A 26115-nucleotide genomic window follows, 5' to 3' on the forward strand; every position below is an offset into this window, starting at 1 on the left:
AGGGTCGTTCGAGACCAGGACGTTGATAGGTCAGGTGTGGAAGTGCAGTAATGCATTAAGCTAACTGATACTAATTGCCCGTACGGCTTGTCCCTATAACCTTAGCAGGTTGTGGTGAATGAGAAGTACGTTGTAACGTTCGTTGATACAACTTCATTACCCCGATCTTTGCTCTTGTATAAACGGTATAAATCGTTTATAATTCTTCTTCCAGATTCGAGCTGTTGCTGCCCAGTTGGGAGCAATAAGCTGTACAAGTTATGCTTGATGACCATAGCAAGTTGGTCCCACCCCTTCCCATCCCGAACAGGACCGTGAAACAACTTTGCGCCGATGATAGTGCTGCAACCAGTGTGAAAGTAGGTTATCGTCAAGCTAGTTATATGAAAAAACCCCGCTGACATGTGTCGGTGGGGTTTTTTTTCGTCCGTACCCCTCCTGTCGCTGTAACAGTCACTGTCGCCGGACCCGGTGAAAACTTTTCACTTCAGCGGTCAATTCATTTCAATCTCCCGCGACGGTTCAAGCGGGCGCGCGCGACTTACACTTCCTCCAGTTTAAAAAATCCAAACTGGAGGAGAACACATGCAAGCCTGGAACCAGATATACACGCCGCTAGGCAGTTTGGGGCTATCCGCCCTGGCCGCCGCCATTCCCATTATTTTCTTCTTCCTGGCGCTGGCTGTGCTGCGCATCAAGGGCCACGTGGCTGCCGCCATTACGCTGGCGCTATCGTTGGCCGTCGCTATCGTGGCGTATGGCATGCCGGTACCGCAGGCGCTGGCCGCCGCCGGTTTCGGCTTCGCCTACGGCCTGTGGCCAATCGCCTGGATCATCGTCACCGCCGTGTTCCTCTACAAGATTGTGGACCAGACGGGCCAGCTCGACATCATCCGCGCTTCCGTCCTCTCGATCACGGACGACCAGCGTCTGCAGATGCTGCTGATCGGCTTCGCATTTGGCGCCTTCCTGGAAGGTGCGGCTGGTTTCGGCGCGCCGGTGGCGATCACCTCGGCGCTGTTGGTCGGCCTCGGCTTCAATCCCCTGTACGCGGCGGGCCTGTGCCTGATCGCCAATACCGCGCCAGTGGCGTTTGGCGCGATGGGCATTCCCATCATCGTCGCTGGCCAGGTGACGGGTATCGATGCGATGCACATCGGCGCCATGGCCGGCCGCCAACTGCCGCTGCTGTCGCTGGCCGTGCCATTCTGGCTGGTGTTCATGATGGACGGTAAGCGCGGCATCAAGGAAGTATGGCCCGCAGCGCTGGTGGCCGGCGGCAGCTTCGCCGTGACCCAGTACGTGACCTCCAACTACATCGGCCCTGAACTGCCTGACATCACGTCGGCCCTGGTCAGCCTGGTATCGCTCACCGCGCTGCTCAAGGTATGGCAGCCAGCCAGTGCCAAGGCTGGTGCGCGCAGCACGATTTCGATGGGCGGCGGTACGGCGGCCATGGCCACCTTCGGCGGCTTCGCCGCAGCTGGTACGGCGCCCGTTGGCGGCCGCACCAAGTCGCCGTACACGACGGCGCAGACGGTGCGCGCCTGGGCGCCCTTCGGCATCCTGACCGCGATCGTGACGGTATGGAGCCTGCCGCAGTTCAAGGCACTGTTTGGCGCCAAAGGTGCGCTGGCTGGCACCGTGCTGAAGTTCCATGTGCCTTTCCTCGACCAACTGGTGATCAAGACCGCGCCCATCGTCGCCGCCCCCAAGCCATACGAGGCGCTGTACAAGCTGGATCTGTTGTCGGCGGTCGGTACCGCCATCCTGCTGACGGCCTTCATCTCCATGCTGCTGCTGCGCATGAAGCCCAGCGACGGCGCCCGCGCCTTCCGCGCCACCGTGGTCGAGCTGCGCCGCCCCATCCTGTCGATTGGCCTGGTGCTGGCGTTCGCGTTCGTGGCCAATTACTCCGGCATGTCGTCCACCCTGGCGCTGGTATTGGCCGGCACCGGCGGCGCGTTCCCGTTCTTCTCGCCGTTCCTCGGCTGGCTGGGTGTGTTCCTGACCGGTTCCGACACCTCGTCGAATGCCTTGTTCTGCTCCCTGCAGAACACCACCGCCCACCAGATCAACGTGTCCGACACGCTGCTGGTGGCGGCCAACACCACGGGCGGCGTAACGGGCAAGATGATTTCGCCGCAGTCGATCGCGGTCGCCTGCGCCGCCACTGGCCTGGTGGGAAGGGAATCGGAGCTGTTCCGGTTTACCCTCAAACATAGTCTGCTGTTCGCGGCCATCGTTGGTATCATGACCGTGTTGCAGGCTTATGTCTTCACGGGGATGATTCCGCACTAACTCTCCCCGTGGCCCTCGCGACGCCTGTCCTTCACCGGACGGGCGTTGTTGCGTTTAATGTACCGCCGGTGAGATCACCATGCCACGTCGCTTCCCTCCTGTTCACGCCTTGTCCGCATTCGAAGCGGCGGCCCGCGCCGGCTCCTTCGCGGAAGCGGCCAACACCCTGTGCATCACGCCGTCCGCGCTGTCGCACCGCATCCGCCTGCTGGAGGACTTTGTCGGAGAACGCCTGTTCATCCGCGACGGGCGGGCTGCGACGCTGAGCCCATTTGGCCGCAGCTACCTGGACGTGGTGTGCCAGGCGCTGCGCACGCTGACCGATTTCCCGCTGCCGCACAAGACCACGCCCGCCCAGCCGCGCGTGAAGATCACAGTGCCGCCCACTTTCGCGCGCTACCTGCTGATGCCCAAGCTGGCCAGTTTCACGCAAGCCCATCCCGACGTCGTGGTTGAAGTGTTCCTGTCCGTGCCCTTGTACGATCTGTGCCTGAACGAGTCGGACCTGGAAGTGCGCTTCGGCGCGGGCAAATACCCGGACATGGTGACCACCAAGCTGTTTGAAGAACCGGCCTTCCCCGTGGCCAGTCCTGCCTACCTGGAGCGCATCGGCGGCATTGCCACGCCGGCCGACCTGGCCAAGGCCACGCTGTTGCGCTCCGCCCTGGAGATGTGGCAGCCATGGTTCAAGGAAGCGGGCCTGGACTGGCCGGAGCCGGCCACCGCGTTGCGCGTAGACGACCTGGGCTTGCTGCTGGAAGCCGTGCGCCACGGCCACGGTGTTGGCCTCACGCGACAGCATTTCGCACAACAGATGATCGCCAGCGGCGAAGTGGTGGAGCTATTCGACATCCGTCTGGCCTCGCCGCCCCATGCCTACTACGTCGTGTACGAGCAGAACCCGCGCCAGCGGCCGGAAGTGGCACTGTTCATCGACTGGCTGATGGCGACCTACGCCGGCACATGAAAATAGTTAAGCTCTGCGGTTAATTCTTTTCACCGCAGTACGGCCGTTGGTGTCGCTACACTGGACAGCATTCACATCGTGAGGCCATCCATGAACGCGCCGTCCCCCGACATTCCCTTTACCGCAGAACGCCAGCGCGCCGTCGTGGCCGCGCTGCGCACCGCGCTGCCGGCACACTGCGTGCTGTTCAACGAAGAAGATACCCGACCCTATGAGTGCGATGGCCTGACGGCCTATCGCCAGCTGCCCATGGTGGTGGCGCTGCCCGAAACCGAGGCGCAGGTGGTCGCCGTGCTGCAGGCATGCCGTGCATTGCAGGTGCCGATCGTGCCGCGTGGCGCCGGCACCGGCCTGTCCGGCGGCGCGATGCCGATCGCGGACGGCATCGTGCTGTCGACGGCCAAGATGAACCGCATCGTTGCCGTCGATGCCAACGCCCGTATCGCCGTGGTGCAACCGGGCGTGCGCAACCTGGCCATTTCGGAGGCGGCCGCGAAGCACGGCCTGTATTACGCGCCCGATCCCTCGTCGCAGATCGCCTGCACCATCGCCGGCAACGTGGCCGAAAACTCCGGCGGCGTGCACTGCCTGAAATACGGCCTGACGGTGCACAACGTGATGGGCGTACGCATGGTCAGCATCGATGGCGAGATCGTTGAACTGGGCGGTGGCGCGCTGGACGCGCCCGGCCTGGACCTGCTGGCCGTGTTCATCGGCTCGGAAGGCATGCTGGGCGTGGTGACGGAAGTGACGGTCAAGCTGATTCCCAAGCCGCCCGTGGCGCGCGTGATCATGGCGTCGTTCGACAATGTGGTGCGCGGCGCGGATGCGGTGGCCAGCGTGATCGCGGCCGGCATCATCCCGGCTGGCCTGGAAATGATGGACCGCACCAGCGCGCGCATGGTGGAGCCGTTCTGCAAGGCCGGCTACGACATCGACGCCGAAGCCATCCTGCTGTGCGAATCGGACGGCCTGGCGGAGGAAGTGGAGGAGGAGATCGGCCGCATGAGCGCGGTGCTCAAGCAATCCGGCGCCACCGCCATCGCCGTGTCGCAGAACGAGGCCGAGCGGATGCGCTTCTGGTCCGGCCGCAAGAACGCGTTTCCGGCGGCGGGCCGCATCTCGCCCGACTACTACTGCATGGACGGCACCATTCCCCGCAAGCGCCTGGCCGAAGTGCTGCTGGGGATCGCCGCCATGGAAAGCAAATACGAGCTGCGCTGCGCCAACGTGTTCCATGCGGGCGACGGCAACCTGCACCCGCTGATCCTGTTCGATGCCAACCTGCCCGGCCAGTTCCACCGCGCCGAACAATTCGGCGAGGAGATCCTCGCGTTGTGTGTGGAGGTGGGCGGCACCATCACGGGCGAACATGGTGTGGGGATCGAAAAGATCGACTCGATGTGCGCCCAGTTCTCCGTGCAGGAAGTGGCGGCCTTCATTGGCGTCAAGCGCGCCTTCGACACCGCCTTCCTGCTCAATCCAAACAAGGCCATACCCACGCTGGATCGCTGCGCCGCCTATGGCAAGCGGCAGGCGCGGGGTGGGCTGTTCAAGTTCGTCAAAGGATGACCGGCATGCAATCGCAACTGACTCAATTCCGCGAGCGCATCGCCGCCGCCACCGCCACGCAAACGCCGCTGCGGCTGCGCGGTGGCGGCAGCAAGGACTGGTATGGCCAGAGCCCGCGCGGGGAACTGCTCGATACCACACCCTACAACGGCATCGTGGCCTATGAACCGACCGAACTGGTGATCACGGCGCGCTGCGGTACACCGCTGCGCGAGATCGAGGCGGCGCTGGCGCAGCAGCACCAGATGCTGGCGTTCGAGCCGCCGCATTTCGGCCCCGGCGCCACCGTGGGCGGCATGGTCGCCTGCGGCCTGTCCGGACCGCGCCGCGCGGCGGTGGGCGCCTTGCGCGACTTCGTGCTGGGCGCCGTGCTGATGGATGGCCAAGGCGAAGTGCTGCGCTTCGGCGGCCAGGTGATGAAGAACGTGGCCGGCTACGACGTATCGCGGCTGCTGGCCGGTTCGCTCGGCACGCTGGGCCTGATCCTGGAAGTGTCGCTGAAAGTCCTGCCGCGGCCTGTGGCGGAAACGACGGTGCGCCTGGCGATGGACCAGCAGCAGGCGCTGGATAGCCTGAACCGCTGGGGCGGCAAGCCTTTGCCGCTGTCGGCCAGCGCCTGGCATGACGATGTGCTGGCGGTGCGCCTGTCCGGCGCGCAGGCGGCCGTCACGGCCGCGCTGCACCAGATAGGCGGCGCGGTGATGGATGGGGCCGAGGCGGACGCCTACTGGCATGGCTTGCGCGAACAGACCAATAGCTTCTTCACGGCGGACCAACCGACGCCGTTATGGCGGCTGTCCGTGCCATCCGTCGCGCCGGCCTGCCCGCATGCCGGTGCCCAGCTGATCGAATGGGGCGGCGCCCAGCGCTGGCTGCGCTCCGCCGCCGATCCGGCCGCCGTGCGTGCGCTGGCGCGGGAGTTGGGCGGCCATGCGACCCTGTACCGGGGCGGCTCACGGGATTCGGGCGATGGCGGCGTGTTCCATCCGCTGGCGCCGGCCGTCCATGCCATCCACAGCAATCTCAAGAACACCTTCGACCCGGCGCGCATCTTCAATCCGGGCCGCATGTACCAGGACCTGTAGCCATGCAAACCAATCTCGCAGCCCAATTTCTCAATACTCCCGACGGCGAAGAAGCCGAAGCGATCCTGCGCCAGTGCGTGCACTGCGGCTTTTGCACCGCCACTTGTCCCACCTACCAGTTGCTGGGCGATGAACTGGACGGACCGCGCGGCCGCATCTACCTGATCAAGCAGGTGCTGGAAGGCAGCCCGGCCACAATCAAGACTCAATCGCACCTGGACCGCTGCCTGACATGCCGCAATTGCGAAACCACCTGCCCATCCGGCGTGCAGTACAGCCGCCTGCTCGACATCGGCCGCAAGATAGTGGACCAGCAGGTGAGCCGGCCATCGAGGCAGCGCTTCGCCCGCACCCTGCTCAAGGAAACCCTGCCGCGCGCATGGCTGTTCAAGCCAGCCATGAAAACGGGCCAGTTGCTGCGTCCATTGCTGCCGCAAGCCTTGCGCGACAAGGTGCCGCACGCGCATCCGGCCGGGGCGTGGCCGCGCGCACAGCAAACGCGGCGCATGCTGCTGCTCGATGGCTGCGTGCAGCCGGCCATGGCGCCCAACATCAACAGCGCCACCGCGCGCGTGCTGGCGGCGGTCGGCGTGGAGCTGGTGGTGGCGCCGCGCGCCGGCTGCTGCGGCGCGATCCGCTACCACCTGGACGACCAGGACGGCGGCCTGGATGACATGCGCCGCAACATCGACGCCTGGTGGCCAGAAGTGGAGGCCGGCGTGGAAGCCTTGGTGATCACGGCGTCCGGCTGCGGCGCGACGGTGAAGGAATATGGCCACCTGCTGCGCGGCGACCCGGTTTATGCCGAAAAGGCGCAGCGCGTGTCGGCGCTGGCCAGGGACGTGAGCGAAGTGGTGTGCGAGTTCGAGGAGGCGCTGGCGTCGCGCATCCGTGGCAAGCTGGCGCAGCCCGTCGCCTACCATCCGCCTTGCACGCTGCAGCATGCGCAGAAGATCCGGGGCAAGGTGGAAGGCTTGCTGCGGGCGCTCGGGGTGGATGTGCGCCTGTGTGCCGACAGCCACCTGTGCTGCGGCTCGGCCGGCACCTATTCCGTACTGCAGCCGGAACTGTCGTACCAACTGCGCGACAACAAAGTAGCCAATCTGGAGGCCACCGGTGCGGCGCGCATTGTATCGGCTAATATTGGATGCCAGACCCATTTGCAGTCCGGGACTGAACTCCCGGTCGGCCACTGGATAGAACTGGTCGATCAGTTGCTGGCGCAGGCAAAATAGATCAAACCACAACAAGGAGACGAGCATGAAGTGCATATTCAGAGGCCTGGCCGTGCTGTGCGCGGCGCTGCTGTTGCAAGCCAGCGCGCTGGCGGCCAATGCAGGCGGCGGCGCCGACGAGGCGGTGGCGCTGGTCAAGCGCGCCGTGGCCTACATCAAAGCCAACGGCACGGAGAAAGCCTACGCGGAATTCAGCAATCCCAAGGGCCAGTTCGTCGAAGGGAACCTGTATATTTTTGTGTATGACCTCAATGGCGTCAGCCTGGCGATCGGCAACGGCAACAGCGCGCGCATGGTGGGCAAGAACCTGATCGACATGCGCGACGCGGAAGGCAATTACCTGATCAAGGGGCTGGTCAACGTGGCCAAGACCAAGGGCCACGGCTGGTTCGACTACAAATGGCCCAACCCCGTCAGCAAGGCCGTCGAACAGAAGTCGAGCTACGTGGAGCGGCTGGACGACACGCTGGTGGGCTGCGGCATCTACAAGCCGGGCAAATAGAACGCTAGGCCGCGCCCTTGCTCATGCTGTCGCCGTCGCCCTTGCGCAGGGTCCAGAAGGTGAACGACGACAGGATGGTCAGCACGGCCAGCGTGAGGAAGGCGTGGTGCAGGGCGGACGTGAGCGCGGCCCGGTCGCTCTGCGGCAGGCCACCGAGATACCAGCCCGTGACCAGCGAGCCGCAAGCGAGGCCAAAGCTCATCGACAACTGCTGCAGGGAGCTGGCGATGGTGCTGGCCATGCTGGTGTCGCGGCCTTCCACGTCGGCGTAGGCGATGCTGTTCATGCTGGAGAATTGCAGCGAATTGAAAAAGCCCAGGCACAGCCCGATCGCCACGATGGCGTAGATCGGCGTGCCGGCCTGCACCAGCGAGTACAGGCTGATGGTGAGGCCGATCAGCACCGTGTTCACCATCAGCACCGTGCGGTAGCCGAAGGTGGACAGCAGCCGCACGGAGATGAACTTCATGCCCATGGCGGCGGCGGCGGCCGGCATCATCAGCAGGCCCGATTGCCAGGCCGGCAGGCCCAGGCCCAGCTGGTACAACAGCGGCAGCAGGAAGGGCATGCCGCCTATGCCCAGGCGCGTGAGGAAACCGCCCGCCACCGATACCCGGAAGGTGCGCACGCGCAGCAAGGTCAGTCGCAGCAGCGGATGGGGCGCATCCTTGGCATGCCAGGCATAGGCGCCCAGCAGGCTGGCCGACAGCAGGAACAGGACACCGGTCGACGTGGCGTCGATCTTGTGCTCGCCGAAGATCTCCAGCAGCCATGACAGCAGCGCGATGCCGGCGCCGAACAGCACCAGACCGATCAGGTCGAGCGGCCGTTCCTGCTCGCCGTGATAGTCCGGCATGTAGCGCAAGGCCAGCACGATGGCCGCCACCCCCACCGGCACATTGACGAAGAAGATCTCGCGCCAGGATAGCCAGTGCACGATCAAACCACCCACGGTTGGGCCCAGCAAAGGGCCGATCAGGGCCGGCACGATCACGAAGTTCATCGCCCGCAGCAGCTCGGATTTTGGGAAAGTGCGGATGATGGTGATGCGTCCGACCGGCATCATCATGGCTGCGCCAAAGCCCTGCAGCAGCCGCGCCGCCACCAGCATGGGCGAATTGACGGCCAGGCCGCACAGGATGGAGGCGATGGTGAAGATGGCCACGGCGGTGGTGAACACGCGCCGGGTGCCGTAGCGGTCCGCCATCCAGCCGCTGACGGGGATGGAGACGGCCAGGCTGAGAATGTAACTGGTGACGACGGCTTTCAGGCTCAAGGGCGTCACTTGCAGGCTGGCCGCCATGCTGGGCACGGCCGTGTTGACGATGGTGGAGTCCAACTGCTCCATGAACAGGGCGGTGGCCACCACCCAGGGCAGATAGCGTTTGGCGGCGGAACTGGTCGTCTCGGTCATGGTGCCTGTTTGTGTCTGTCTATGCGCGTCATGTAATGGGTCTGATTGTCACACAATTGGCCGATCCGTGTCGGTCGGGCCACAGGACGCGCGATTCCCGTTGCGCGTCACGAGGCCGTCACGAATGACGCGTATTTTTCGTCTCATCGACATGGGGGACGGAGGCGAGATGGACGGCAAGGCACTGTTTCCACCTGCGGCGGCGGCGGGGCGGCGTGGTTTCATGCGCCAGGTATGCTCCTCGGCCTTGCTGGGCGCGGGCGGGCTGGCGCTGGCCGGCTGCGGCAGCACAGGCGGCAGCCAGGGCGAGCATGCGGTGGCCAGTTTCGTTCATGGCGTGGGCAGCGGCGATCCGCTCACGGACCGGGTGATCCTGTGGACGCGGGTTACTCCGCACCTTGCGCCGCATGTGGCGGCTGGCGGGGTGGTGGACATCGCCGTGCGTTGGTGGGTGGCCACCGATCCGGCCATGCAGTCCGTGGTGGCGGGCGGTACGGCGATCGCCAGCGCGGCCGGCGACTACACGGTCAAGGTGGATGCTGCCGGCCTGCTGCCGGGGCACGTCTACTACTACCAGTTCGCGGCCGATACGGTGAAGTCGCCAGTGGGCCGCACCAGGACGCTGCCGCGCGAGGATGTGCGCCAGGTGCGGCTGGCCGTGTTCTCTTGCGCGAACTACCCGGCCGGCTACTTCAACGTGTATGCCGATGCAGCGCGCCGCGACGATATCGACGCCGCGCTGCACATCGGCGACTACATCTACGAATATGAAAGCGACGGTTACGCCTGCGACCGCGCTGAAGAGTTGGGCCGCGTGTCGGAACCGCGTGAACTGCTGCTGCAACTGGACGATTACCGACGCCGCTACGCGCAATACCGCACCGACCCGGACCTGCAGGCGCTGCACGCGAGCGTGCCGATGATCGCCGTGTGGGACGATCACGAATTCGCGGACGATACCTGGCGCGACGGCTCGGCCGACCATGTCAGTTCGCGCCAGGGGCCGTTCTCATTGCGCAAGGCGGCCGCCATGACGGCCTATCACGAATGGATGCCGATCCGGGCGCCCGATCCGTCGAACCCGGAGAAGATCTACCGTTCCTTCGACTTCGGCGGCGTGCTGTCGCTGCACATGCTCGATACGCGCCTGATCGGACGCGACCAGCAGCTGGTGCTGGCCTCCTACTACGATGAGCGGCGCCGCTTCGACGCGGAAAAGTACCGCCACGACCTGTGCTCCCCGCACCGCACGATGATGGGCGGCGAGCAGATGGCGTGGCTGGAATCGCAGGTGGCCGCGTCGCGCGCGCGCTGGCAGGTGCTGGGCCAGCAGGTGCTGATGGCGCGCATGGAGTATCCGACCGCCGTCGCCATGGGCGAATGCAATTGCACGGATTTTGCGGCTCTCAAGCGGCGCGCCGCCTGCGATCCGGCCGGCGTGGGCGAACGGGAGCGGCGCTGGCTGGCGTCGCCCACGCTGCCGTGCTACCTCGATTCGTGGGACGGCTACCAGAACGACCGCGAGCTGGTGTTCGCCATGATGCGGCGCCACCGCAAGAACATGGTGGTGCTGGCTGGCGACTCGCACAATGCCTGGGCCAGCGATCTGCACGATGCGCAGGGCCGGCAGGTGGGCGTGGAATTTGCCACCGCGTCCGTTTCGTCACCGGGCATGGAAGGCGCCTATCCCGAGCGCGATCCGGAGGACGTGGCGACCATGATGGTGGACCTGATCGCGCCCCTGTACTACGCCCAGACCAGCAAGCGCGGCTATATGATTGTGACGGCGACGCATGAGCAGGTGCGCTGCGACTGGCGCTTTGTGGACACGGTGTTCGACCGGCGCTACACGGCGGCCACGGAACGCAGCCTGCGCACCTTGCCCGGGCCGGGCAATCGCCGGCTGGAGGAGTGCGCCGGCTAGCGCGCGCTGTTGCCCCAGCTATCCTCGAACATGACTTCGGCCAGCGGCCGGCGCGTGTCCCATCGCTCCAGTTCCAGCATGGGGGCGCTGTAGAACTCCGGCACCTGGCCCACGCACAGCACGGCGATAGGCTGGCTGCCCTCGGGCATGGCGCACAGTTCGCGCAGGCGCTGCGGATCGAACATGGAGACCCAGCCCACGCCGATGCCTTCGGCGCGCGCGGCCAGCCAGAAATTCTGCAGCGCGCAGGAGGCCGACGCCAGGTCCATCTCCGGCATGGTGCGGCGGCCGAAGACGAAGTTATCGCGCTTGTCCATCAGGCCCACCACCAGCACTTCGGCGCAAGTGAGGATGCCTTCCACCTTGAGCTGCATGAATTCCTCGGCGCGTTTGCCCAGCGCCTCCGCGGTGAGGAGGCGTTCCTCGTTCACGTGGGAATGGATCTGCGCGCGCAAATCAGCACTGGCGATGCGGATGAAGCGCCATGGCTGCATCAACCCCACACTGGGGCCGGCGTGGGCTGCGGCGATGAAGCGTTCCAGCTGGTCCGGCGCCAGCGGCTCGGAGGTGAAGTGGCGGATGTCGCGCCGTTCGCGGATGGCGCGGTAGACGCCGGCGATTTGGGCGTCGTCAAAGGCGTGCGGATTCATGCGGACTCCTGTTGTGCATGGGAAGGATGCAGCGCGAGCAGCGCGTCCAGCAGGGGGCGGCTGGCTTCAGCGATGCGATCCAGGCTGGCTTCGCGCAACTGCGCCGTGTCCACCGTGGCGCTTGCGTTCAGTCCGGCCCAGCGCAGCAGGGCGCCGCAGGCTTGCGGCGTGTCGAACAGGCCGTGCAGGTAGGTGCCCAGCACCTGGCCGTCTTCCGAACATGCGCCTTCCGGACGGCCGTCGATGCTGAACGCGGGGCGAGCCAGCGCGGTGCCGGTGGAGATGCCCATGTGGATCTCGTAGCCGCTCACGGCGGCGCCATCGTTGTCGAAAGCGCACACGCCTTGCACCTGCACCAGCCGTTTTTCCGGCGTCATTTCCGTGTCCATGTCGAGCAGGCCGAGCGCGGGCGAGGTGCCGGGCGTGCCTTCGATGCCGCGCGGGTCGCTTACGCCGTGCCCCAGCATCTGGAAGCCGCCGCAGATGCCGATCACCTTGCCGCCATAGCGCAAATGGCGGGCGATCTGCGCCGGCCAGCCCTGTGCGTGCAGCCACTCCAGGTCGGCCCGGGTGTTCTTGCTGCCGGGGAGGATGATCAGGTCGGCCGGCGGGATCGCCTCGCCCTGGCGCACGAAGCGCAGGTCCACGTCGGGGTGGGCGCGCAGGGCGTCGAAGTCGGTGTGGTTACTCATGCGCGGCAGGCTGGGGACGACCACGCGGAACGCGCCGCGCGCGGCCTGCACCGGCTGCACGGCATCCTCGGCGTCCAGGAACAGGCCGTGCAGATAGGGCAGCACGGCCAGCACCGGCTTGCCGGTCTGTTGTTCAAGCCATTCCAGTCCCGGCTCCAGCAGCGAGATATCGCCACGGAAGCGGTTGATCACGAAGCCGATGATGCGCTGGCGTTCGCTGTCGGACAGGCAGGACAGCGTGCCGACGATGTGGGCGAACACGCCGCCCCGGTCGATGTCGGCTACCAGTATCACCGGGCAGTCCACCGCTTCGGCGAAGCCCATGTTGGCGATGTCGCGGTCGCGCAGGTTGATTTCGGCCGGGCTGCCGGCGCCTTCCACCACCACCGCCTCGTATTGCGCGGACAGGCGCTGGTGTGAGGCCAGCACGGCTTCCATGGCGATGGTCTTGTATTGATGGTAGTCGCGCGCGTTCATGTCGGCCCGCACCTGGCCGTGGATGATGACCTGGGCGCCCGTGTCGCTGGAAGGTTTCAGCAGCACCGGGTTCATGTCGGTGTGCGGCGCCAGGCCGGCGGCGATGGCTTGTAGCGCCTGGGCGCGGCCGATCTCGCCGCCGTCGGCCGTGACGGCGCTGTTGAGCGCCATGTTCTGCGGCTTGAACGGCGCCACCCGTACGCCGCGCTGCTTGAGCAGGCGGCACAACGCGGCCACCACCGTGCTCTTGCCAGCATCCGAGGTGGTCCCTTGCACCATCAGGGTGGGGAAGGGGAAGCGCGATCCAGGGTTGCTCATGCCGCCCGCTCCTGCCAGAGCGCGACCATGTCGCTGATCTGGCGCAGCCCTTCCGTGATGGCGGAGGGGCCGGGCGACAGGATGTCTGGCGATTTGATCTCGAACAGCATGCCGTTGCGTACAGCGGGAATGGTGTCCCAGCCTTCGCGGGAGCGCAGCGACTCGGGCTGGAACTTTTTGCCGCACCAGGAGCCGATGATGATGTCGGGCGCGCGCCGTACCACGTCCATTGGATCGGCGATGATGCGCTCCTTGGCACTCTGGTGGACGGACAGGGCGGGGAAGGCGTCCTCGCCGCCGGCGATACCGATCAGCTCCGCCGCCCAGCCGATGCCGCTCATCAGCGGATCGTTCCATTCCTCGAAGTAGATCACCGGCTTGCGGGTCCATTGCGCGGCGCGGGCGCGGGCCTGGTCCACATGCGATTGCAACTGCGCCACCAGTTCCCGGCCCGCCTCCTCGCGCCGCACCAGCGTGGCCAGCACGGACACCATGCGCAGGATGCCTTCCACGCTGCGCTGGTTGAACAGGTGGATTTCCACGCCGGCCTGCGCCAGGTCGCGGCAAATGTCGGCCTGCAGGTTGGAGAAGCCGATCACCAGGTCGGGCCGCACGGCCAGGATGCGCTCTAGTTTGGACGACGAGAAGCCGCTGATCTTGGTTTTTTCCTCGCGCGCGCGGGGCGGCCGCACGGTGAAGCCGGAGATACCGGCGATGCATTGTTCCGCGCCCAGCGCGTACAGGGTTTCCACCGATTCGGTGGACAGGCAGGCGATGCGTTGATAGTGGCTCATGGTTTGTTCCTGTGCTGGCGCGCCAGCTCGAGTTTTTCGCACAAGGCGGCGGTGCCGGCGACCATGCGGGGGCCGGCGCGGTTGAGCAGATCACCGTTCAGCGTGAACAGGTTGCCGTTGCGGACTGCTTTCATGGTGGTATAGGGCCGCCACAGGTTGATACCGCCGTAGTTCTTTTCGGCCGTGCCGAAAATGGCTTCCGGGTCTTCCTGCAGCACCCCTTCCACGCTCACGGTGGGGGCGACCGCTTTCAGCTTGCCGAAGATGTTTTCGCCGCCGCACAGGCGGATGCTGTCGCTGACGATGTGGGTGCCATTGAGCGTGAAGAGCGGCTTGTCCCATACCTGATAGAACATGCGCACTGGCGGCCGGCCAGCATATTTGGCCGCCAGCGCGTCGAGCTGCTGGCGCAGGTCGGCCGCCGCCGGCTGGGCGACGGCTTCGGTGCCCATCAACTGGCCCAGGCGCAGCACGCTGTCCGGGATGGCTTCCAGCTTGTGGGGCTCGCTGTGGAACATGGGGATGCCCAGTTGGCGCAGCGCCTCGATCTGGCGCGGCGTGCTGCCGTGCCTCCAGACCACCAGCAGGTCCGGCTTCATGGCGATGATGCGTTCCAGGTCCACTTCGCGGTTGTCGCCCACGCGGGGGATGGAATTGGCTGCCGCCGGGTAGTCGCTGTAGCTGACGGTGCCGATGATGCGGTCGCCGCCGCCGGCCGCGAACAGCAGCTCGGTCGCGTGCGGCGCCAGCGACATGATGCGGCGGGCCGGCTGCTGCACGGTGACGGCCACGCCGTCGTCGTCGCGCACGGTGATGGCGGCGCTGGCGTGGCCGGCGTACAGCAGAAGAAGCAAGGTGGGAAGAATCTTCATGATTTGATGAGTTTCCATTCGGATAATGCATGATCCAGGCGCCGCCATCCCGACTCGTGGGGCGGCAGGCCAAGGCGGATGCCGCGCGCGGCATGGGGGAACAGGCGCACCCAGATGCCCCGTTCGGCCATGTGCTGCCAGAAGCGTTCCGCCTCCGGCTCCGGCCACCACTGGAACAGGGCGCTGCCGCTGGCGTTGATACCGTGTATGGCCAGCAGATGTCCCAGGCGTTTGCCTTCGGCCCACAGGCGCGCGCACATGGCGTCCTGCCAGGGCTGGTCGCGCAGCGCGGCCAGCGCGACCTGTTGGGCGGGGCCGCTGATGGTCCATGGCCCCAGCAGGTCGGCCAACTGCGCCAGCAGTGCCGGCTGGGCCGCCACGAAGCCGAGCCGGATGCCGGCCAGGCCAAAGAATTTGCCGACCGAGCGCAGCACGATCAAGCCAGGGCGACCAGTGTGCGGGCAGATGCTGGCGCTGGATGCCGTGTCGCCGAATGCTTCGTCCACCACCAGCCAGCCACCGCGCGCGGCCAGCGTATCGGCCCAGCGCAGCAGCTGTTGCGGCGGTACCGTGGCGCCGGTGGGGTTATTGGGATTGCAGACCACCAGCACGTCGCAATCGTCCACCGCGCCTTCCAGTTCACCATAGTCCACCTGCCGCAGCGTGTGGCCATGGCCGGACCAATGGTGCGCATGCTCGGCGTAGGAAGGCGCAGCCACCACCACCCGCGATGGTGCGCGCAGCCGGGGCAGGGCCTGGATGGCGGCCTGGGTGCCGGCCACGGGCAGCATCAGCGGCGCGCCGTAGTAGGCGGCAGCGGCGGCGGCCAGCGCCGGATCTGGTTCCGGCAAACGGTGCCACGCATCGGCCGCCACGGTTGGCGCGGGATAGTGGTGCGGGTTGATGCCGGTGGAGAGATCGAGCCAGTCGTGCGCGCCGAAGCGTTGTGCGGCGTCGCGCAGGTTGCCGCCGTGTTCAAGCATAGTGCTCCTTCAGGTACAGGGAAAGGGCGACGGCGGTGGCGCAGGCCAGCCATAGCCAGGTGGTACGCGCCACCAGTTGCCAGGCACGCGCGATGTCGCGCGCGCCGGCCGGCTGGCCGCTGCCCAGCGGTGGCCGTTGTTCAATTTCGCCGTCATAGGTGGCGTGGCCGCCCAGCGCCAGGCCCAGCGCGCCCGCACCACTGGCCATGACGGGACCGGCGTTGGGGCTGCTCCACGCGGGCGCTTGCGCGCGCCAGCAGCGCCAGGCCCGCCGCTTGCCTTCCATGGTGGACGCCAGCAGCACGTAGGACAGGGCGGTCAGGCGGGCCGGCAGGTAGTTCAGCGCGTCGTCGATGCGGGCGGCGGCGCAGCCGAAGCGCAGCAGGCGCACGGTGCGGTAGCCCCACATGGCGTCCAGCGTGTTGGCCAGCCTGAACAGGACGGCGCCGGGGCCGCCCGCCACGATGAACCAGAACAGGGTGCCGAACACGGCGTCGTTACCGTTTTCCAGCAGCGATTCCGCGCTGGCCTTGGCCAGGTCGGTGGCGCTGGCGCTGGCCGTATCGCGGCTGACGATGCGGGCCGTCAGGCCGCGCGCCGCATCCAGGTCGCCGCTGTGCAGTGCCTGCGCGATGGGCAGGTTGTGGTCGCGCAGGCTGCGCAGGCCGATACAAAAATACAGCAGCAGGGTGTCCACGGCGGGGCCGCCGGCCTGGCACAACGACGTCGCCGCCAGCACGGGCGGCGCCACGGCCAGCGACCAGGCCAACAGCCCGCGCCAGAAGCGCAAGGGGCCGCGATTGAGCCGGCGCTCCAGCGCGTAGGCCAGGTTGCCGAATCCGACCAGCGGATGCCAGCGCCGGGCCTCGCCCAGCAGCAGGTCCAGCAGCACGCCCGCCGCCAGCAGGACGGCGATGGTGGGCAGGCCCAGTCCTGTCAGCACGGCGTGCCCTTGAGGTACAGCGGCAGGCCGGCGGCCACGAACACGGCTTGGTCGCATACGGCGGCCACGGCCTGGTTCAGGCGGCCCGCTTCGTCCACGAAGCAGCGCGAGACGGCGCCCATGGGGATGATGCCCATACCCACCTCGTTCGATACCAGCAGCACGTCGCCAGCGCAGACTTCCAACGCCTGCAGCAGCGCGGCGCGCTCAGTATGGAAGCGGGGCGGCAGCACGATGTCTTCTTGCTCCGGGCTGGCATCGCCGGCGCTGAACAGCAGGTTCGATAGCCACAGCGTGAGGCAATCCACCAGCACCACGCGCTGCGGCGCGCACCAGCGGGCCAATGCGTCAGCCAGTGCCAGCGGTTCCTCCACCGTGATCCAGCGATCGTCGCGCTGGTTGCGGTGGTGGGCGATGCGGCTGGCCATTTCGCCGTCGCCCGCCTGCGCGGTGGCGATGTAGACCAGTTCCTTGCCGGAGGCGAGGGCCAGTTTTTCGGCAAAGCCGCTTTTACCTGAGCGCGCGCCGCCCAGCACGAGGGTGCGCGTCATGCCGCCGCCTTCCGCAAGAACAGCGCGGCCGTGGCGGCGGGGCAGGACGCGAAATAGGCGTGGAAATAGGACGCTATCAGCGAGCCCGCGCGGTACACGGCTTCGCCCTGCGCGTCGGACGGATGTTTGATCGTGTACGCGATGGGCGCCAGTTCCGTGTGCAGTTGCGAGTAGTGGAAGGTGTGCCCGCGCAGCAGGCCGTGGGGCGTGATGATGCCTTGCGAGCCCAGTCCCGCCAGGCGCGTTTGCATCTGGACGGCGCCCGGCAGCAGGCCGGCCATGGGCCAAACCTTGCCTTGCAGGCCGGCCAGCGATTCGGCCAGCGCCATCATGCCGCCGCATTCGGCCACGATGGGCATGCCGGCCGCGTGGGCGGCGCGGATAGAATCGCGCCAGGTGTGAGCTTGCGACAGCGCCTGCGCGTGCAGCTCCGGGTAGCCGCCGGGCAGGTAGACGGCGTCCGCCTCGGCCGGCACGGCTTCGTCGGCCAGCGGCGAGAAGTAGCGCAGCGTGGCGCCCAGCTTGTCGAGCGTATCCAGGTTGGCGGGATAGAGGAACATGAAGGCGGCGTCACGCGCCACGGCCACGGTCTTCCCGGCCAGCAGTGGCGCCTGTGGTGCTGGCGCTGGTGGGATGTCGAAGGATACGGGCGGCAGGCCGTTCCAGGCCGCCTCGTCGAATGTCAGGCCGTCGGCCAATTGGTCGAGCAGGGTGTCGATGCCGCCCACTTCGTCCGGCAGCACCAGGCCGAGGTGGCGTTCCGGCAGCGATTTTTCCTGGCGCGCCAGGGTACCGAACAGGGGGATGTCGCGCAGCGAGGCCGCGATCATGGCGGCGTGGCCGGGGCTGGCGACGCGGTTGGCGATCACGCCGGCCATGTCGACCGGGCCATAGTCGCGCAGGCCGTGCACCAGCGCGCCAGCCGTCTGCGCCATGGCCGACGCGTCGATCACGGCCATCACCGGCACCTTGAATTCGCGCGCCAGGTCGGCGCTCGACGGCGCGCCGTCGTACAGTCCCATCACGCCTTCGATCAGGATCACGTCCGCTTCCTCGGCCGCTTGCGCCAGCTGGGCGCGGCACTGTTCGGCGCCCACCATCCACAGGTCCAGCGAGCGCACCGGCGCGCCGCTGGCCCGTTCCAGCAGCATGGGGTCGATGAAGTCGGGGCCGCACTTGAACACGCGCACGCGCTGGCCCATGCGGACCAGCTTGCGCGCCAGCGCGGCCGTGGTGCTGGTCTTGCCCTGGCCGGAGGCGACGGCCGCCACCAGCAGAGCCTTTACGGCGATCTGCTTCTTCATCACCACTCCGTCCCTTCCTGCGCGCCAATGCCGGCCTTGAAGGCGTGTTTGACTTCGCCCATTTCCGTGACCGTGTCGGCGATGGCGATCAGTTCCGCCGGCGCGCCGCGGCCGGTGATGACAACGTGTTGCATGGCCGGGCGTTCCAGCAGGTCCGCGATCACGGTGTCGACGTCGAGGTAGCGGTACTTGAGCGCGATGTTCAGCTCATCGAACAGCACCAGGCCGATGGCGGGATCGGACAGGAACACCTTGGCCTGCTCCCATGCGACCTTGGCTTTTTCCATGTCGCGCTCGCGGTCCTGGGTCACCCAGGTATAGCCTTCGCCCATGGCGTGGAAGCTCACTTCGTCGGGGAAGCGGCGCAGGAATTTTTCCTCGCCGGTGGACATGGCGCCCTTGATGAACTGGACGACGCCCACTTTCATGCCGTGCCCCATGGCGCGGATGGCCATGCCGAAACCGCTCGAACTCTTGCCCTTGCCGTTGCCGGTGTTGACGATGATGATGCCGATCTGCTTGTCGGCGGCCGCGATCTTGGCGTCGATGATGGCCTTCTTGCGCTCCATGCGCAGCCGGTGGCGTTGGTTGATGTCGTCGGTGTTCACTTCGCTCATGCGTGGTCCTCGATGGGGATGAAAATGCTGCGCTGGCCGTGCCGTATCGTTTCGATCGGGTGGCCCAGGTAGTCGCTCAGGATGGGGGCTTGCATCGCGTCGGCCGTGGTGCCGGCTTGCCAGCGGCCGTCGCCCATCAGCAGCAACGCGTGGGTGGAGACGCTGTGCGCCAGGTTCAGGTCGTGGCCTATCATCACCACCGTCTTCTTCTGTTGCCGGCACAGGCGGGCCAGCAAGCGCATCACGCTGACCTGGTGCGCCAGGTCGAGCGCGTTGGCCGGTTCGTCCAGCAGCAGCAGCGGCGTGTCCTGCGCCAGCATGGCGGCGATGGCCACCCGCTGGCGTTCGCCGCCGGACAGCGTGCGCACGTCGCGCGCGGCCAGGTCGGCCACTTCCATCGCCGCCAACGCGTCGAGCGCCAGCTTGTGGTCGTCGCTGCCTTCCCAATAGCGGTTGCCGTGGTAAGGGTGGCGCGCGGCCAGCACGGTTTCGAGCGCCGTGTAGGCGAAGGCGTCGCTGCGGGCCTGGGCCAGGAAGGCGCGGGTGCGCGCCAGTTCTTCCAGCGGCCATTCCCGCAAGGCGCGTTGGCCGATGCTGACGCTGCCGCTGTCGGGCTGGCGCAAGCCGGCCAGGGTGCGCAGCAGTGTGCTTTTGCCGGCGCCGTTGCGGCCGATCACGCTCCAGCACTGGCCATCCTCGACATGCCAGGTCAACTGGTCGATCAGCGTGCGCTCGCCGGCGCGCAGGGTGAGTTGGTGGGTACGGATCATCTTATTTGCGCAAGCGGTGCAGTTGATACAGGAAGATGGGGGCGCCAATCAGCGAGGTGACGACGCCCACCGGCAGCTGCTGGGGTGCCAGCATGGTGCGCGCCAGCGTGTCGGCCAGCACCAGGAAGCTGCCGCCGGCCAGCGTGGCGGCCGGGATCAGCACGCGATGGTCGGGGCCGAAGGCGAAACGGCAGGCATGGGGCACGATCAGGCCGACGAAGCCGATGCTGCCGCCGCCGGTCACGGCGCTGGCCGTCAGCAGGCCGGAACAGAAGAACAATCCCTTGCGCAGGGCGCCCGCGCGGATGCCGAGCGTGGCGGCCGCTTCCGCGTGCAGCGCCATCACGTTCATGGCGCGCGCGCTGCGCAAGGCGAAGCCCAGGACGGCCGCCAGCACCACCCAGGGCATCCAGCGCAGCGGCGCGCCGGCCAGGTCGCCGATCAGCCAGAACACCATGCTGCGCAAGCGGCTTTCCGGTGCGATCGACAGCATCAGGGTGACGATGGCCATGCAGACCGAGGCCAGGATGACGCCCGTGAGCAGCAGCAGGGCGGTGCCACCTTCGGCCGCCGTGCCGCCGCGCAGGTCGCGCCGGGCCAGGACATACAGCAGCAGCGAGACGGTGACGGCGCCCGCGAAGGCGGCGGCGTCTATCATCCAGGTGGCGCACATGAACAGCAGCGCGGCCAGGGCGCCGACGGAGGCACCGCCGGAAATGCCCAGCACATAGGGATCGGCCAGCGGATTGCGCAACAGCGCTTGCATCATCACCCCGGCCAGCGACAGCGCGGCGCCGGTGACGAACGCCGTGGTGGCGCGGCCGCCCCGCAATTCCAGCAGGGTGGCGGCCAGCGAGTCGGCGCGGCCGTGCAGCAGCGCGTCGAGGGCGCCCGGCAGGTCGGTCAGCGGAATCGACACCGATCCCATCATGCTGGCGAACAGCATGCTGGCGGCGGCGCACAGCAGCAGCGTGGTGACGATCACGCTGGTGCGCTGTCGCAGGTTGGGGAGAGGAGGATGCATGGACTGCCTTTGTTTGTGATTCCGCTGCCGCCGGACGGGGAAGCCTCGCCCGGCAGGTTACACCAATTTTTTTCTCTATTTGTAGCCGTAGCGCAGACCGGCGAATACGGTGGAGCCGGCGGTGCTGTAGAAGCGCGCCAGCGTGTACTGCTTGTTGGCGACGTTATTCCAGCGCACCAGCGCCGACCAGTCCGGCGTGAACTGCCAGGTGGCGTACAGGTTTACCAGCCCGTAGCCGCCCAACCGGTTCTTGTTGGCCGCGTCGTCGTAGCGGGCGCCGGACAGCGTCAACTCCATGCCACCCTTGAGCGCACCGGTGACGTAATCCAGCGCCAGGTTGGCGTGGCGCTGCGAACGGCGCGCCAGGCGCTTGCCGGTGGTTTCATCCTTCGGGTCCTGCAGGTCGACCGTGGCGGCCAGTTCGAAGTCGCCCAGCTTGCGGCCGCCCTCCAGCGTCAGGCCTTCCAGCAGTGCGTGGTTGACGTTGTAGGCGCAGCTGCTGCTCTTGGGCGTGGTGTTGTAGGGGCAGGGGGTGACGCTGACGATCAGGTCGGCCAGGCGGTTATGGTAGTAGCGCGCGGCCAGCGTGGTGGTGCCGTCGTTGTAATTCAGGCCCGCTTCCGCATTGCGGCCCAGCTCAGGTTTGTTGGTCAGCAGTCCGTAGCCGGGGTAGTACAACTCGTTGTAGGTCGGGGCGCGGAAGCTGGTGCCCACGCTGGCGCTGGCGCGCAGCTGGCCATTGAAGCTGTAGCCGTAGCCGGCGGCGCCGGTGGTCTTGCCGCCGTATTCGGAATTGTCGCGGCGGATGCTGGCGTTGAACAGCTGGGCGCCGCGTTTGGCGTTGTAGGATGCTGCGAACGAATTGGTGCTGCGGTCGCGGTTCAGCACCGTGAGGCTGCTGGAGTGGACGGATTCCTGGCGGTGGTCGTACAGCAGTTGCAGCACGTCGGCGCCGAGCTGGATGTCGTTCTGCCAGGCGAAGTCGGTCTGTTTGGTGTTGAGCTGGGCGCGGTCCTTGGGCAGGTCGCTGGTGAAGTTGCCCGACTCGTCGCGCGCTTCGGCGTATTGCAACAGGCTGGTCCAACCTGGCAGCAGCTGGTTGCGGCTGTAGAGGGCGGCGTTCTCCAGTTTTTGCAGGCTGCGCGTGTCATAGCTGGACAGGCCGCTGTCATATTGGGCATCCAGTTTGCTGTGCAAGAACAGCGCGCCGATGTCGTGGCCCGGCGCCAGGCGCAGGTTCACTTTGCCGGCGGCGCTTTCCTTGTCGTAGCCGTCCCGGTCCGGATTGTAGGAGTAGTTGCCGGGCAGCGTGGAGGAAAAGCCGTCCGATTTTTCCTTGCCGGCGCTGAAGGCGTAGCTGATGCTGTGCTCACCGCCCGTCGCGCCGGACACGCTGGCGTCGGCCGTGCGGGTGTTGTCGCTGCCGTAGCCTGCCGCGGCCGTCAACGCGGGCGCGCCCTGGCCTTGTTTGGTGAAGATCTGGACCACGCCGCCGATGGCGTCGGCGCCGTACAGGGTGCTGAGCGGGCCGTAGACGATTTCGATGTGGTCGATGGCCGTCAGCGGGATGGCGCTCCAGGTGGCCGCGCCCGTGGTGGACGAGCCGATACGCACGCCGTCCACCAGCACGATATTCTGGTTGCTGTTGGCGCCGCGAATGAACACGCTGGCGCTGGTACCCGGTCCGCCGTTACGCGCCACTTCGATGCCGCGCTGGCGTTGCAGCAGTTCGATCACGGAGCCGGCGCCCGAATGCGCGATCTGCGTGGCGTCGATAGTCAGGGTGTCGCTCAGGATGTCGGCCGCCAGTTGCGGCGCGCGCGCGGCGGTGATGAAGACGGCGCTGCCGGCCAGGTCGTTCCGGGTGTCGGCGAAGACGGAGGGCGTGGCGAAAGCGAGCGCGATCGAGGTCGCGGCCGCGCGGCGGGAAACTGGAAAAGTCATGGCAAATCTTCTGTAATAGAGCAACCGGCCGACGTCCCCGTAGGCCAGATTGAACAGAAGCGGTGAACCGGGATAGCACATGGCAGCCCGCTGTGGCAGGCATGGTCCGTGTCGCGCAACTCCCCGTTCGCTCACTTCCACCTGATTTGGCCGGTATCCGGGCTGGCAAGTGGCGCCGCCTCACCTTCCCGTGCAGATGCACAGTGGTTGTTTGAGGCGGTTCGTCGCAGGTTGCGCGACACTTGCTTACCGTTGCGGGGGCAGCACACGTTGGCCGTCTGGGCGGCTTCGTGTTTCCCGTTTAACTGCAGGTCTGGACAGACATGCGGGCACCAAAACGCCGTCATTATACGGCTTGCGCGTATGGGGGCAAGCCTGGCTTGCAATCTGCCTGTCAGTCTTGCAGGACGATTTGCGCGCCGTAGGCGATGCTGTGTGGGGTACTGGCGGCATGCTGCGCCATGTCGGCCGGCGCCAGGCCGGCATGGCAGGCCATCAGCAGGCGGATGGTGCCGGCGTGGCAGACGATGATGGCGTCGGACGGCGCATCCGTCCGCAAAGCGGCGTAGAAAGAGGCCACGCGCGTGGCCATTTGCAGCACGCTTTCGCCGCCGCCGGGATGGTAGTGGGCCGGAGCGGCCGCCCAGGCGTCGATTTCGGTGCGGGGGATGTCGTCCCAGCGTTGCATCTCCCAGGTGCCGAAGTGCATTTCGGCCAGGCGCGCGTCGTACTTGGGCGGGGTGGTGGCAAGTTGTTTCGCCAGTGCGGCACAGCGCTGCAATGGGCTGGAGTAGAGCGGCGCGCCCACCGGTAGCGTGCCGGCCAGCGCGGCGAGGACCAGATTGATCTGGGCCTGTTCTACCTGCAGGTCGGTACTGCCGTAGCAAACGCCGGCGGCAACCAGCGGTTGCGGGTGACGGATCAGTGTGATGCGCATCAGCGCCAGACGCCGTGGCCCAGGCTGGCCAACAGGCACAGGTAGATCGCCACTTCCGATACCTGCTGCACGGCGCCCAGGCAATCGCCCGTATAGCCGCCGATGCGGTGCACGCATTTCTGCGCCAGCCAGTATGCGGCGGCAGCGGCGGCGAGCAGGCTGGCCGCGAGCGCGGGCCACGACAGCCATCCGGCCATGCCGCACACGGCAGCCGGCAGCAGGGCGCACATAGTGGCGATGGCGAATTCGGTATTGCCCATTTTCTGTGCCAGCGGTTTCGCCTTGCCTTCGTCGCGCGCGTAGTCGAGGCGCCAGATCAGCGCCGTCGCCGCGAGGCGCGACAGGGGATGGGCGACGAACAGCGCGGCAATGGCCACGCCCGGCGGCAGCAGCGACAAGGTCACGCATTTGAGCGCGAGCATGCACACGATGCCGATGGCGCCGTATGCGCCGATGCGAGAGTCCTTCATGATTTCCAGCACGCGCTGGGCTGTCATGCCGCCGCCGAAGCCATCGCACATATCGGCGAAGCCGTCCTCGTGGAAGGCGCCGGTGGCGTAGATGGTGGCGGCGGTTGCCATCACGGCGGCGACGGGCGCGGGGAACAGCCACGCCGCCAGCGCGTAAGTGGCGGACGCGATGGCGGCCACCACGACGCCGACCAGCGGGAAGTAGCGCGATGCGTGGTTCAGCCACTCCGCCTCGAATCCCACCCAGCGCGGGATCGGCAGCCGGGTAAAGAACTGCAGCGCGGTGAAGAACAGGCGAAGTTGGTGCATGGGCTGCCTTATTCCGATTTTTCGCTGACCTGTGCCGATTCGAACGTCGCCATCTGGTTCAGGAAGTTGACGGCGGCATGCAGCAGCGGCAGGGCCAGCGCGCAGCCGGTGCCTTCGCCCAGGCGCAGGTTGAGCTGGAGCAGGGGGCGGGCGCCCAGGTTATCCAGCATCTTTTTGTGGCCGCTCTCGTCGGAGCAGTGGGCGAACACGCAGTAGTCGAGGATGGCGGGCTGCAAGCGCGCCGCCACCAGCAGGGCACTGGTCACGATGAAGCCATCGATCAGCAGCACCTTGCGGCGCTTGGCTGCCATCAGCATGGCGCCGGCCATCATGGCGATTTCCAGTCCGCCGAAGGTCGCCAGGATGTCCAGCGGTTCGGCGGCCGATGCGTGCAGGGCGACGGCCGCCTCGATCACGCGCTGCTTGTGCGAGATGCCTTCGGCCGACAAGCCCGTACCGGCGCCCACGCATTGGGCGACGGGAATGCCGGTCAGCTTGTGCATCAGCGCGGCGGCGGCGGTGGTGTTCCCGATGCCCATTTCACCGAAACCGACCACATTGCCATCCAGTTCAGCCACCAGCGCCATGCCGGCGGCAATGGCGGAGGCGCAGGTGTCCGCGCTCATGGCCGGCTGTACCGCGAAGTTGTGGGTGCCGTGTGCCAGCTTGCGGTCGGTCAGGCCGTGGCGGGGACCGAAGTCGTGATTGACGCCGGCGTCGACGATGTGCAGCGCGCAGCCGTTCTGCTGCGCGAATACGTTGATGGCCGCGCCGCGTGCGAGGAAGTTCTCCACCATTTGCCAGGTGACGTCCTGTGGATAGGCGGAGATACCTTCGGCGACGATGCCATGGTCGGCCGCGAACACGAGGATGGCGGGCTTTTCCAATGCGATCTCGCGGGTGCGTTGGATCAGGCCGATCTGCTTGGCCACCGTCTCCAGCATGCCCAGGCTGCCCAGCGGCTTGGTCTTGTTGTTGATGGCGTTATCTAGCAGCGTGGCGAGGGCGTCGTTATGAGTGGGGGCGATAGCTGGAATGGACATGGTCAGTGCGCAGTGGCTGGTTTTGGTCGGCATTACGATAGCACACAGATATATTTCAAAACGGTCTTGCCAGTCGTACAGTTGATTTGCTATAGTTCGGTCCCTCGCGAAACGCCGCATGCAAATGCGAGTTGAGCGAAGAAAATAGAGGGGTTGACGAGCTGCACGAAACACCGCATAATCTCGCTTCTCTGCTGCTGACAAACACAACGCTTTGTCGATAACGCAGCAAGCAGTACCGAATAAGTTCTTTAAAAATTCACAGTCGATAAGTGTGGACGTTTGATGGGAGTGCACACGAAGCCAGTCTTCGTGATACTTAAAATATCAAATGTTCACAAGAAATAAATGAAATAGGATACTCGCAAGAGTAGCCTGTCAGTATTTTGAGTGAGCGAATTCGGACCAATGGGACGA

23 protein-coding genes, 2 rRNA genes and 1 riboswitch are annotated in these 26115 nt (G+C 66.3%); of the genes, 9 read left to right on the forward strand and 16 right to left on the reverse strand.

Translation table 11 applies throughout. From position 1 onward, the window contains the following. The 8 genes from H3H39_RS26875 to H3H39_RS26910 form a co-directional block, all read left to right on the forward strand. Window positions 1-95 (forward strand): 23S ribosomal RNA (locus H3H39_RS26875); the annotation flags it as partial. A 168-nt stretch (window positions 96-263) separates the two neighbouring features. Continuing rightward, window positions 264-376, forward strand: a 5S ribosomal RNA gene (gene rrf, locus H3H39_RS26880). Between the two features lie 209 nt (window positions 377-585). After that, window positions 586-2301, forward strand: coding sequence for a lactate permease LctP family transporter (locus tag H3H39_RS26885; RefSeq protein WP_182157603.1), 1716 nt, complete (start codon window positions 586-588; stop codon window positions 2299-2301). Between the two features lie 79 nt (window positions 2302-2380). Continuing rightward, complete coding sequence (locus tag H3H39_RS26890; RefSeq protein WP_182157605.1) at window positions 2381-3268, forward strand: LysR substrate-binding domain-containing protein; 888 nt, start codon at window positions 2381-2383, stop codon at window positions 3266-3268. Window positions 3269-3358: 90 nt separating this feature from the next. Beyond that, window positions 3359-4840, forward strand: coding sequence for an FAD-linked oxidase C-terminal domain-containing protein (locus tag H3H39_RS26895; protein WP_182157607.1), 1482 nt, complete (start codon window positions 3359-3361; stop codon window positions 4838-4840). Between the two features lie 5 nt (window positions 4841-4845). Next, the gene (gene glcE / locus H3H39_RS26900) at window positions 4846-5925 is read left to right on the forward strand and encodes a glycolate oxidase subunit GlcE (protein WP_182157609.1); all 1080 of its coding nucleotides are present in this window, start codon (window positions 4846-4848) and stop codon (window positions 5923-5925) included. Between the two features lie 2 nt (window positions 5926-5927). Beyond that, window positions 5928-7160: a glycolate oxidase subunit GlcF gene (gene glcF / locus H3H39_RS26905; protein WP_182157611.1), complete on the forward strand. Its 1233-nt coding sequence runs from the start codon at window positions 5928-5930 to the stop codon at window positions 7158-7160. A gap of 25 nt (window positions 7161-7185) precedes the next feature. After that, window positions 7186-7662: a cache domain-containing protein gene (locus H3H39_RS26910; protein ID WP_182157613.1), complete on the forward strand. Its 477-nt coding sequence runs from the start codon at window positions 7186-7188 to the stop codon at window positions 7660-7662. A 4-nt stretch (window positions 7663-7666) separates the two neighbouring features. Here the strand turns inward: H3H39_RS26910 and H3H39_RS26915 are convergent, their stop codons facing one another. Beyond that, window positions 7667-9076 carry a DHA2 family efflux MFS transporter permease subunit gene (locus H3H39_RS26915; RefSeq protein WP_182157615.1) on the reverse strand — a complete coding sequence of 470 codons (1410 nt, stop codon included), beginning with the start codon at window positions 9074-9076 and terminating at the stop codon, window positions 7667-7669. Between the two features lie 124 nt (window positions 9077-9200). Here H3H39_RS26915 and H3H39_RS26920 point away from each other — a divergent pair, with 124 nt between their 5' ends. Beyond that, entirely contained in the window at window positions 9201-11000 is a 1800-nt protein-coding gene (locus H3H39_RS26920; RefSeq protein WP_229218339.1) for an alkaline phosphatase D family protein, read from the forward strand. On the opposite strand, the gene bluB is transcribed toward H3H39_RS26920, so the two are convergent. The 15 genes from bluB to cobT all read right to left on the reverse strand — a co-directional run bounded on the left by bluB (window position 10997) and on the right by cobT (window position 25698). Further along, window positions 10997-11650: a 5,6-dimethylbenzimidazole synthase gene (gene bluB, locus H3H39_RS26925; protein WP_182157617.1), complete on the reverse strand. Its 654-nt coding sequence runs from the start codon at window positions 11648-11650 to the stop codon at window positions 10997-10999. The two genes, H3H39_RS26920 and bluB, sit on opposite strands and share 4 nt — an antisense overlap. Continuing rightward, the gene (locus H3H39_RS26930) at window positions 11647-13137 is read right to left on the reverse strand and encodes a cobyric acid synthase (protein WP_229218341.1); all 1491 of its coding nucleotides are present in this window, start codon (window positions 13135-13137) and stop codon (window positions 11647-11649) included. Before H3H39_RS26930 ends, bluB begins: the two co-directional genes overlap by 4 nt. Then, complete coding sequence (locus H3H39_RS26935) at window positions 13134-13931, reverse strand: ABC transporter substrate-binding protein (RefSeq protein ID WP_182157619.1); 798 nt, start codon at window positions 13929-13931, stop codon at window positions 13134-13136. The genes H3H39_RS26930 and H3H39_RS26935 overlap by 4 nt, the downstream gene beginning before the upstream one ends. Continuing rightward, the gene (locus H3H39_RS26940; protein WP_182157621.1) at window positions 13928-14803 is read right to left on the reverse strand and encodes a cobalamin-binding protein; all 876 of its coding nucleotides are present in this window, start codon (window positions 14801-14803) and stop codon (window positions 13928-13930) included. Before H3H39_RS26940 ends, H3H39_RS26935 begins: the two co-directional genes overlap by 4 nt. Beyond that, window positions 14800-15786: a threonine-phosphate decarboxylase CobD gene (gene cobD / locus H3H39_RS26945; protein WP_182157623.1), complete on the reverse strand. Its 987-nt coding sequence runs from the start codon at window positions 15784-15786 to the stop codon at window positions 14800-14802. Before cobD ends, H3H39_RS26940 begins: the two co-directional genes overlap by 4 nt. After that, the gene (locus H3H39_RS26950; protein ID WP_182157625.1) at window positions 15779-16729 is read right to left on the reverse strand and encodes a CobD/CbiB family cobalamin biosynthesis protein; all 951 of its coding nucleotides are present in this window, start codon (window positions 16727-16729) and stop codon (window positions 15779-15781) included. Before H3H39_RS26950 ends, cobD begins: the two co-directional genes overlap by 8 nt. Further along, complete coding sequence (gene cobU / locus H3H39_RS26955) at window positions 16723-17280, reverse strand: bifunctional adenosylcobinamide kinase/adenosylcobinamide-phosphate guanylyltransferase (RefSeq protein ID WP_182157627.1); 558 nt, start codon at window positions 17278-17280, stop codon at window positions 16723-16725. The genes H3H39_RS26950 and cobU overlap by 7 nt, the downstream gene beginning before the upstream one ends. Next, window positions 17277-18584, reverse strand: a complete 1308-nt coding sequence (locus H3H39_RS26960; protein ID WP_182157629.1) for a cobyrinic acid a,c-diamide synthase CobB — start codon at window positions 18582-18584, stop codon at window positions 17277-17279. Before H3H39_RS26960 ends, cobU begins: the two co-directional genes overlap by 4 nt. Further along, complete coding sequence (gene cobO / locus H3H39_RS26965) at window positions 18584-19201, reverse strand: cob(I)yrinic acid a,c-diamide adenosyltransferase (RefSeq protein ID WP_182157630.1); 618 nt, start codon at window positions 19199-19201, stop codon at window positions 18584-18586. The genes H3H39_RS26960 and cobO overlap by 1 nt, the downstream gene beginning before the upstream one ends. Further along, entirely contained in the window at window positions 19198-19971 is a 774-nt protein-coding gene (locus H3H39_RS26970; RefSeq protein WP_182157631.1) for an ABC transporter ATP-binding protein, read from the reverse strand. The genes cobO and H3H39_RS26970 overlap by 4 nt, the downstream gene beginning before the upstream one ends. Window position 19972: 1 nt before the next feature. Beyond that, complete coding sequence (locus H3H39_RS26975) at window positions 19973-20995, reverse strand: FecCD family ABC transporter permease (RefSeq protein WP_182157632.1); 1023 nt, start codon at window positions 20993-20995, stop codon at window positions 19973-19975. A gap of 75 nt (window positions 20996-21070) precedes the next feature. Continuing rightward, a complete protein-coding gene (locus H3H39_RS26980; protein WP_182157633.1) occupies window positions 21071-22939 on the reverse strand; it encodes a TonB-dependent receptor plug domain-containing protein in 1869 nt (622 codons plus the stop codon). Window positions 22940-23070: 131 nt separating this feature from the next. Next, window positions 23071-23291: riboswitch (cobalamin riboswitch) on the reverse strand. Window positions 23292-23333: 42 nt separating this feature from the next. After that, window positions 23334-23876 (reverse strand): histidine phosphatase family protein, encoded by a 543-nt coding sequence (locus tag H3H39_RS26985; RefSeq protein WP_182157634.1) that lies wholly within the window; start codon window positions 23874-23876, stop codon window positions 23334-23336. Beyond that, entirely contained in the window at window positions 23876-24655 is a 780-nt protein-coding gene (locus H3H39_RS26990; RefSeq protein WP_182157635.1) for an adenosylcobinamide-GDP ribazoletransferase, read from the reverse strand. Before H3H39_RS26990 ends, H3H39_RS26985 begins: the two co-directional genes overlap by 1 nt. Before the next feature lie 8 nt (window positions 24656-24663). Beyond that, window positions 24664-25698, reverse strand: a complete 1035-nt coding sequence (cobT, locus tag H3H39_RS26995) for a nicotinate-nucleotide--dimethylbenzimidazole phosphoribosyltransferase (protein WP_182157636.1) — start codon at window positions 25696-25698, stop codon at window positions 24664-24666. Window positions 25699-26115 lie beyond the last annotated feature (417 nt).

It is taken from the genome of Rugamonas apoptosis (genome assembly GCF_014042355.1).
Lineage (GTDB): Bacteria > Pseudomonadota > Gammaproteobacteria > Burkholderiales > Burkholderiaceae_D > Rugamonas > Rugamonas apoptosis.

Excerpts from the sequence above, each read along its gene's own strand:
- H3H39_RS26885 (WP_182157603.1), top strand. The coding sequence starts at position 586 with ATGCAAGCCTGGAACCAGATATACACGCCGCTAGGCAGTTTGGGGCTA.
- H3H39_RS26890 (WP_182157605.1), top strand. The coding sequence starts at position 2,381 with ATGCCACGTCGCTTCCCTCCTGTTCACGCCTTGTCCGCATTCGAAGCG.
- H3H39_RS26895 (WP_182157607.1), top strand. The coding sequence starts at position 3,359 with ATGAACGCGCCGTCCCCCGACATTCCCTTTACCGCAGAACGCCAGCGC.
- glcE (WP_182157609.1), top strand. The coding sequence starts at position 4,846 with ATGCAATCGCAACTGACTCAATTCCGCGAGCGCATCGCCGCCGCCACC.
- glcF (WP_182157611.1), top strand. The coding sequence starts at position 5,928 with ATGCAAACCAATCTCGCAGCCCAATTTCTCAATACTCCCGACGGCGAA.
- H3H39_RS26910 (WP_182157613.1), top strand. The coding sequence starts at position 7,186 with ATGAAGTGCATATTCAGAGGCCTGGCCGTGCTGTGCGCGGCGCTGCTG.
- H3H39_RS26915 (WP_182157615.1), bottom strand. The coding sequence starts at position 9,076 with ATGACCGAGACGACCAGTTCCGCCGCCAAACGCTATCTGCCCTGGGTG.
- H3H39_RS26920 (WP_229218339.1), top strand. The coding sequence starts at position 9,201 with ATGACGCGTATTTTTCGTCTCATCGACATGGGGGACGGAGGCGAGATG.
- bluB (WP_182157617.1), bottom strand. The coding sequence starts at position 11,650 with ATGAATCCGCACGCCTTTGACGACGCCCAAATCGCCGGCGTCTACCGC.
- H3H39_RS26930 (WP_229218341.1), bottom strand. The coding sequence starts at position 13,137 with ATGAGCAACCCTGGATCGCGCTTCCCCTTCCCCACCCTGATGGTGCAA.
- H3H39_RS26935 (WP_182157619.1), bottom strand. The coding sequence starts at position 13,931 with ATGAGCCACTATCAACGCATCGCCTGCCTGTCCACCGAATCGGTGGAA.
- H3H39_RS26940 (WP_182157621.1), bottom strand. The coding sequence starts at position 14,803 with ATGAAGATTCTTCCCACCTTGCTTCTTCTGCTGTACGCCGGCCACGCC.
- cobD (WP_182157623.1), bottom strand. The coding sequence starts at position 15,786 with ATGCTTGAACACGGCGGCAACCTGCGCGACGCCGCACAACGCTTCGGC.
- cobU (WP_182157627.1), bottom strand. The coding sequence starts at position 17,280 with ATGACGCGCACCCTCGTGCTGGGCGGCGCGCGCTCAGGTAAAAGCGGC.
- H3H39_RS26960 (WP_182157629.1), bottom strand. The coding sequence starts at position 18,584 with ATGAAGAAGCAGATCGCCGTAAAGGCTCTGCTGGTGGCGGCCGTCGCC.
- cobO (WP_182157630.1), bottom strand. The coding sequence starts at position 19,201 with ATGAGCGAAGTGAACACCGACGACATCAACCAACGCCACCGGCTGCGC.
- H3H39_RS26970 (WP_182157631.1), bottom strand. The coding sequence starts at position 19,971 with ATGATCCGTACCCACCAACTCACCCTGCGCGCCGGCGAGCGCACGCTG.
- H3H39_RS26975 (WP_182157632.1), bottom strand. The coding sequence starts at position 20,995 with ATGCATCCTCCTCTCCCCAACCTGCGACAGCGCACCAGCGTGATCGTC.
- H3H39_RS26980 (WP_182157633.1), bottom strand. The coding sequence starts at position 22,939 with ATGACTTTTCCAGTTTCCCGCCGCGCGGCCGCGACCTCGATCGCGCTC.
- H3H39_RS26985 (WP_182157634.1), bottom strand. The coding sequence starts at position 23,876 with ATGCGCATCACACTGATCCGTCACCCGCAACCGCTGGTTGCCGCCGGC.
- H3H39_RS26990 (WP_182157635.1), bottom strand. The coding sequence starts at position 24,655 with ATGCACCAACTTCGCCTGTTCTTCACCGCGCTGCAGTTCTTTACCCGG.
- cobT (WP_182157636.1), bottom strand. The coding sequence starts at position 25,698 with ATGTCCATTCCAGCTATCGCCCCCACTCATAACGACGCCCTCGCCACG.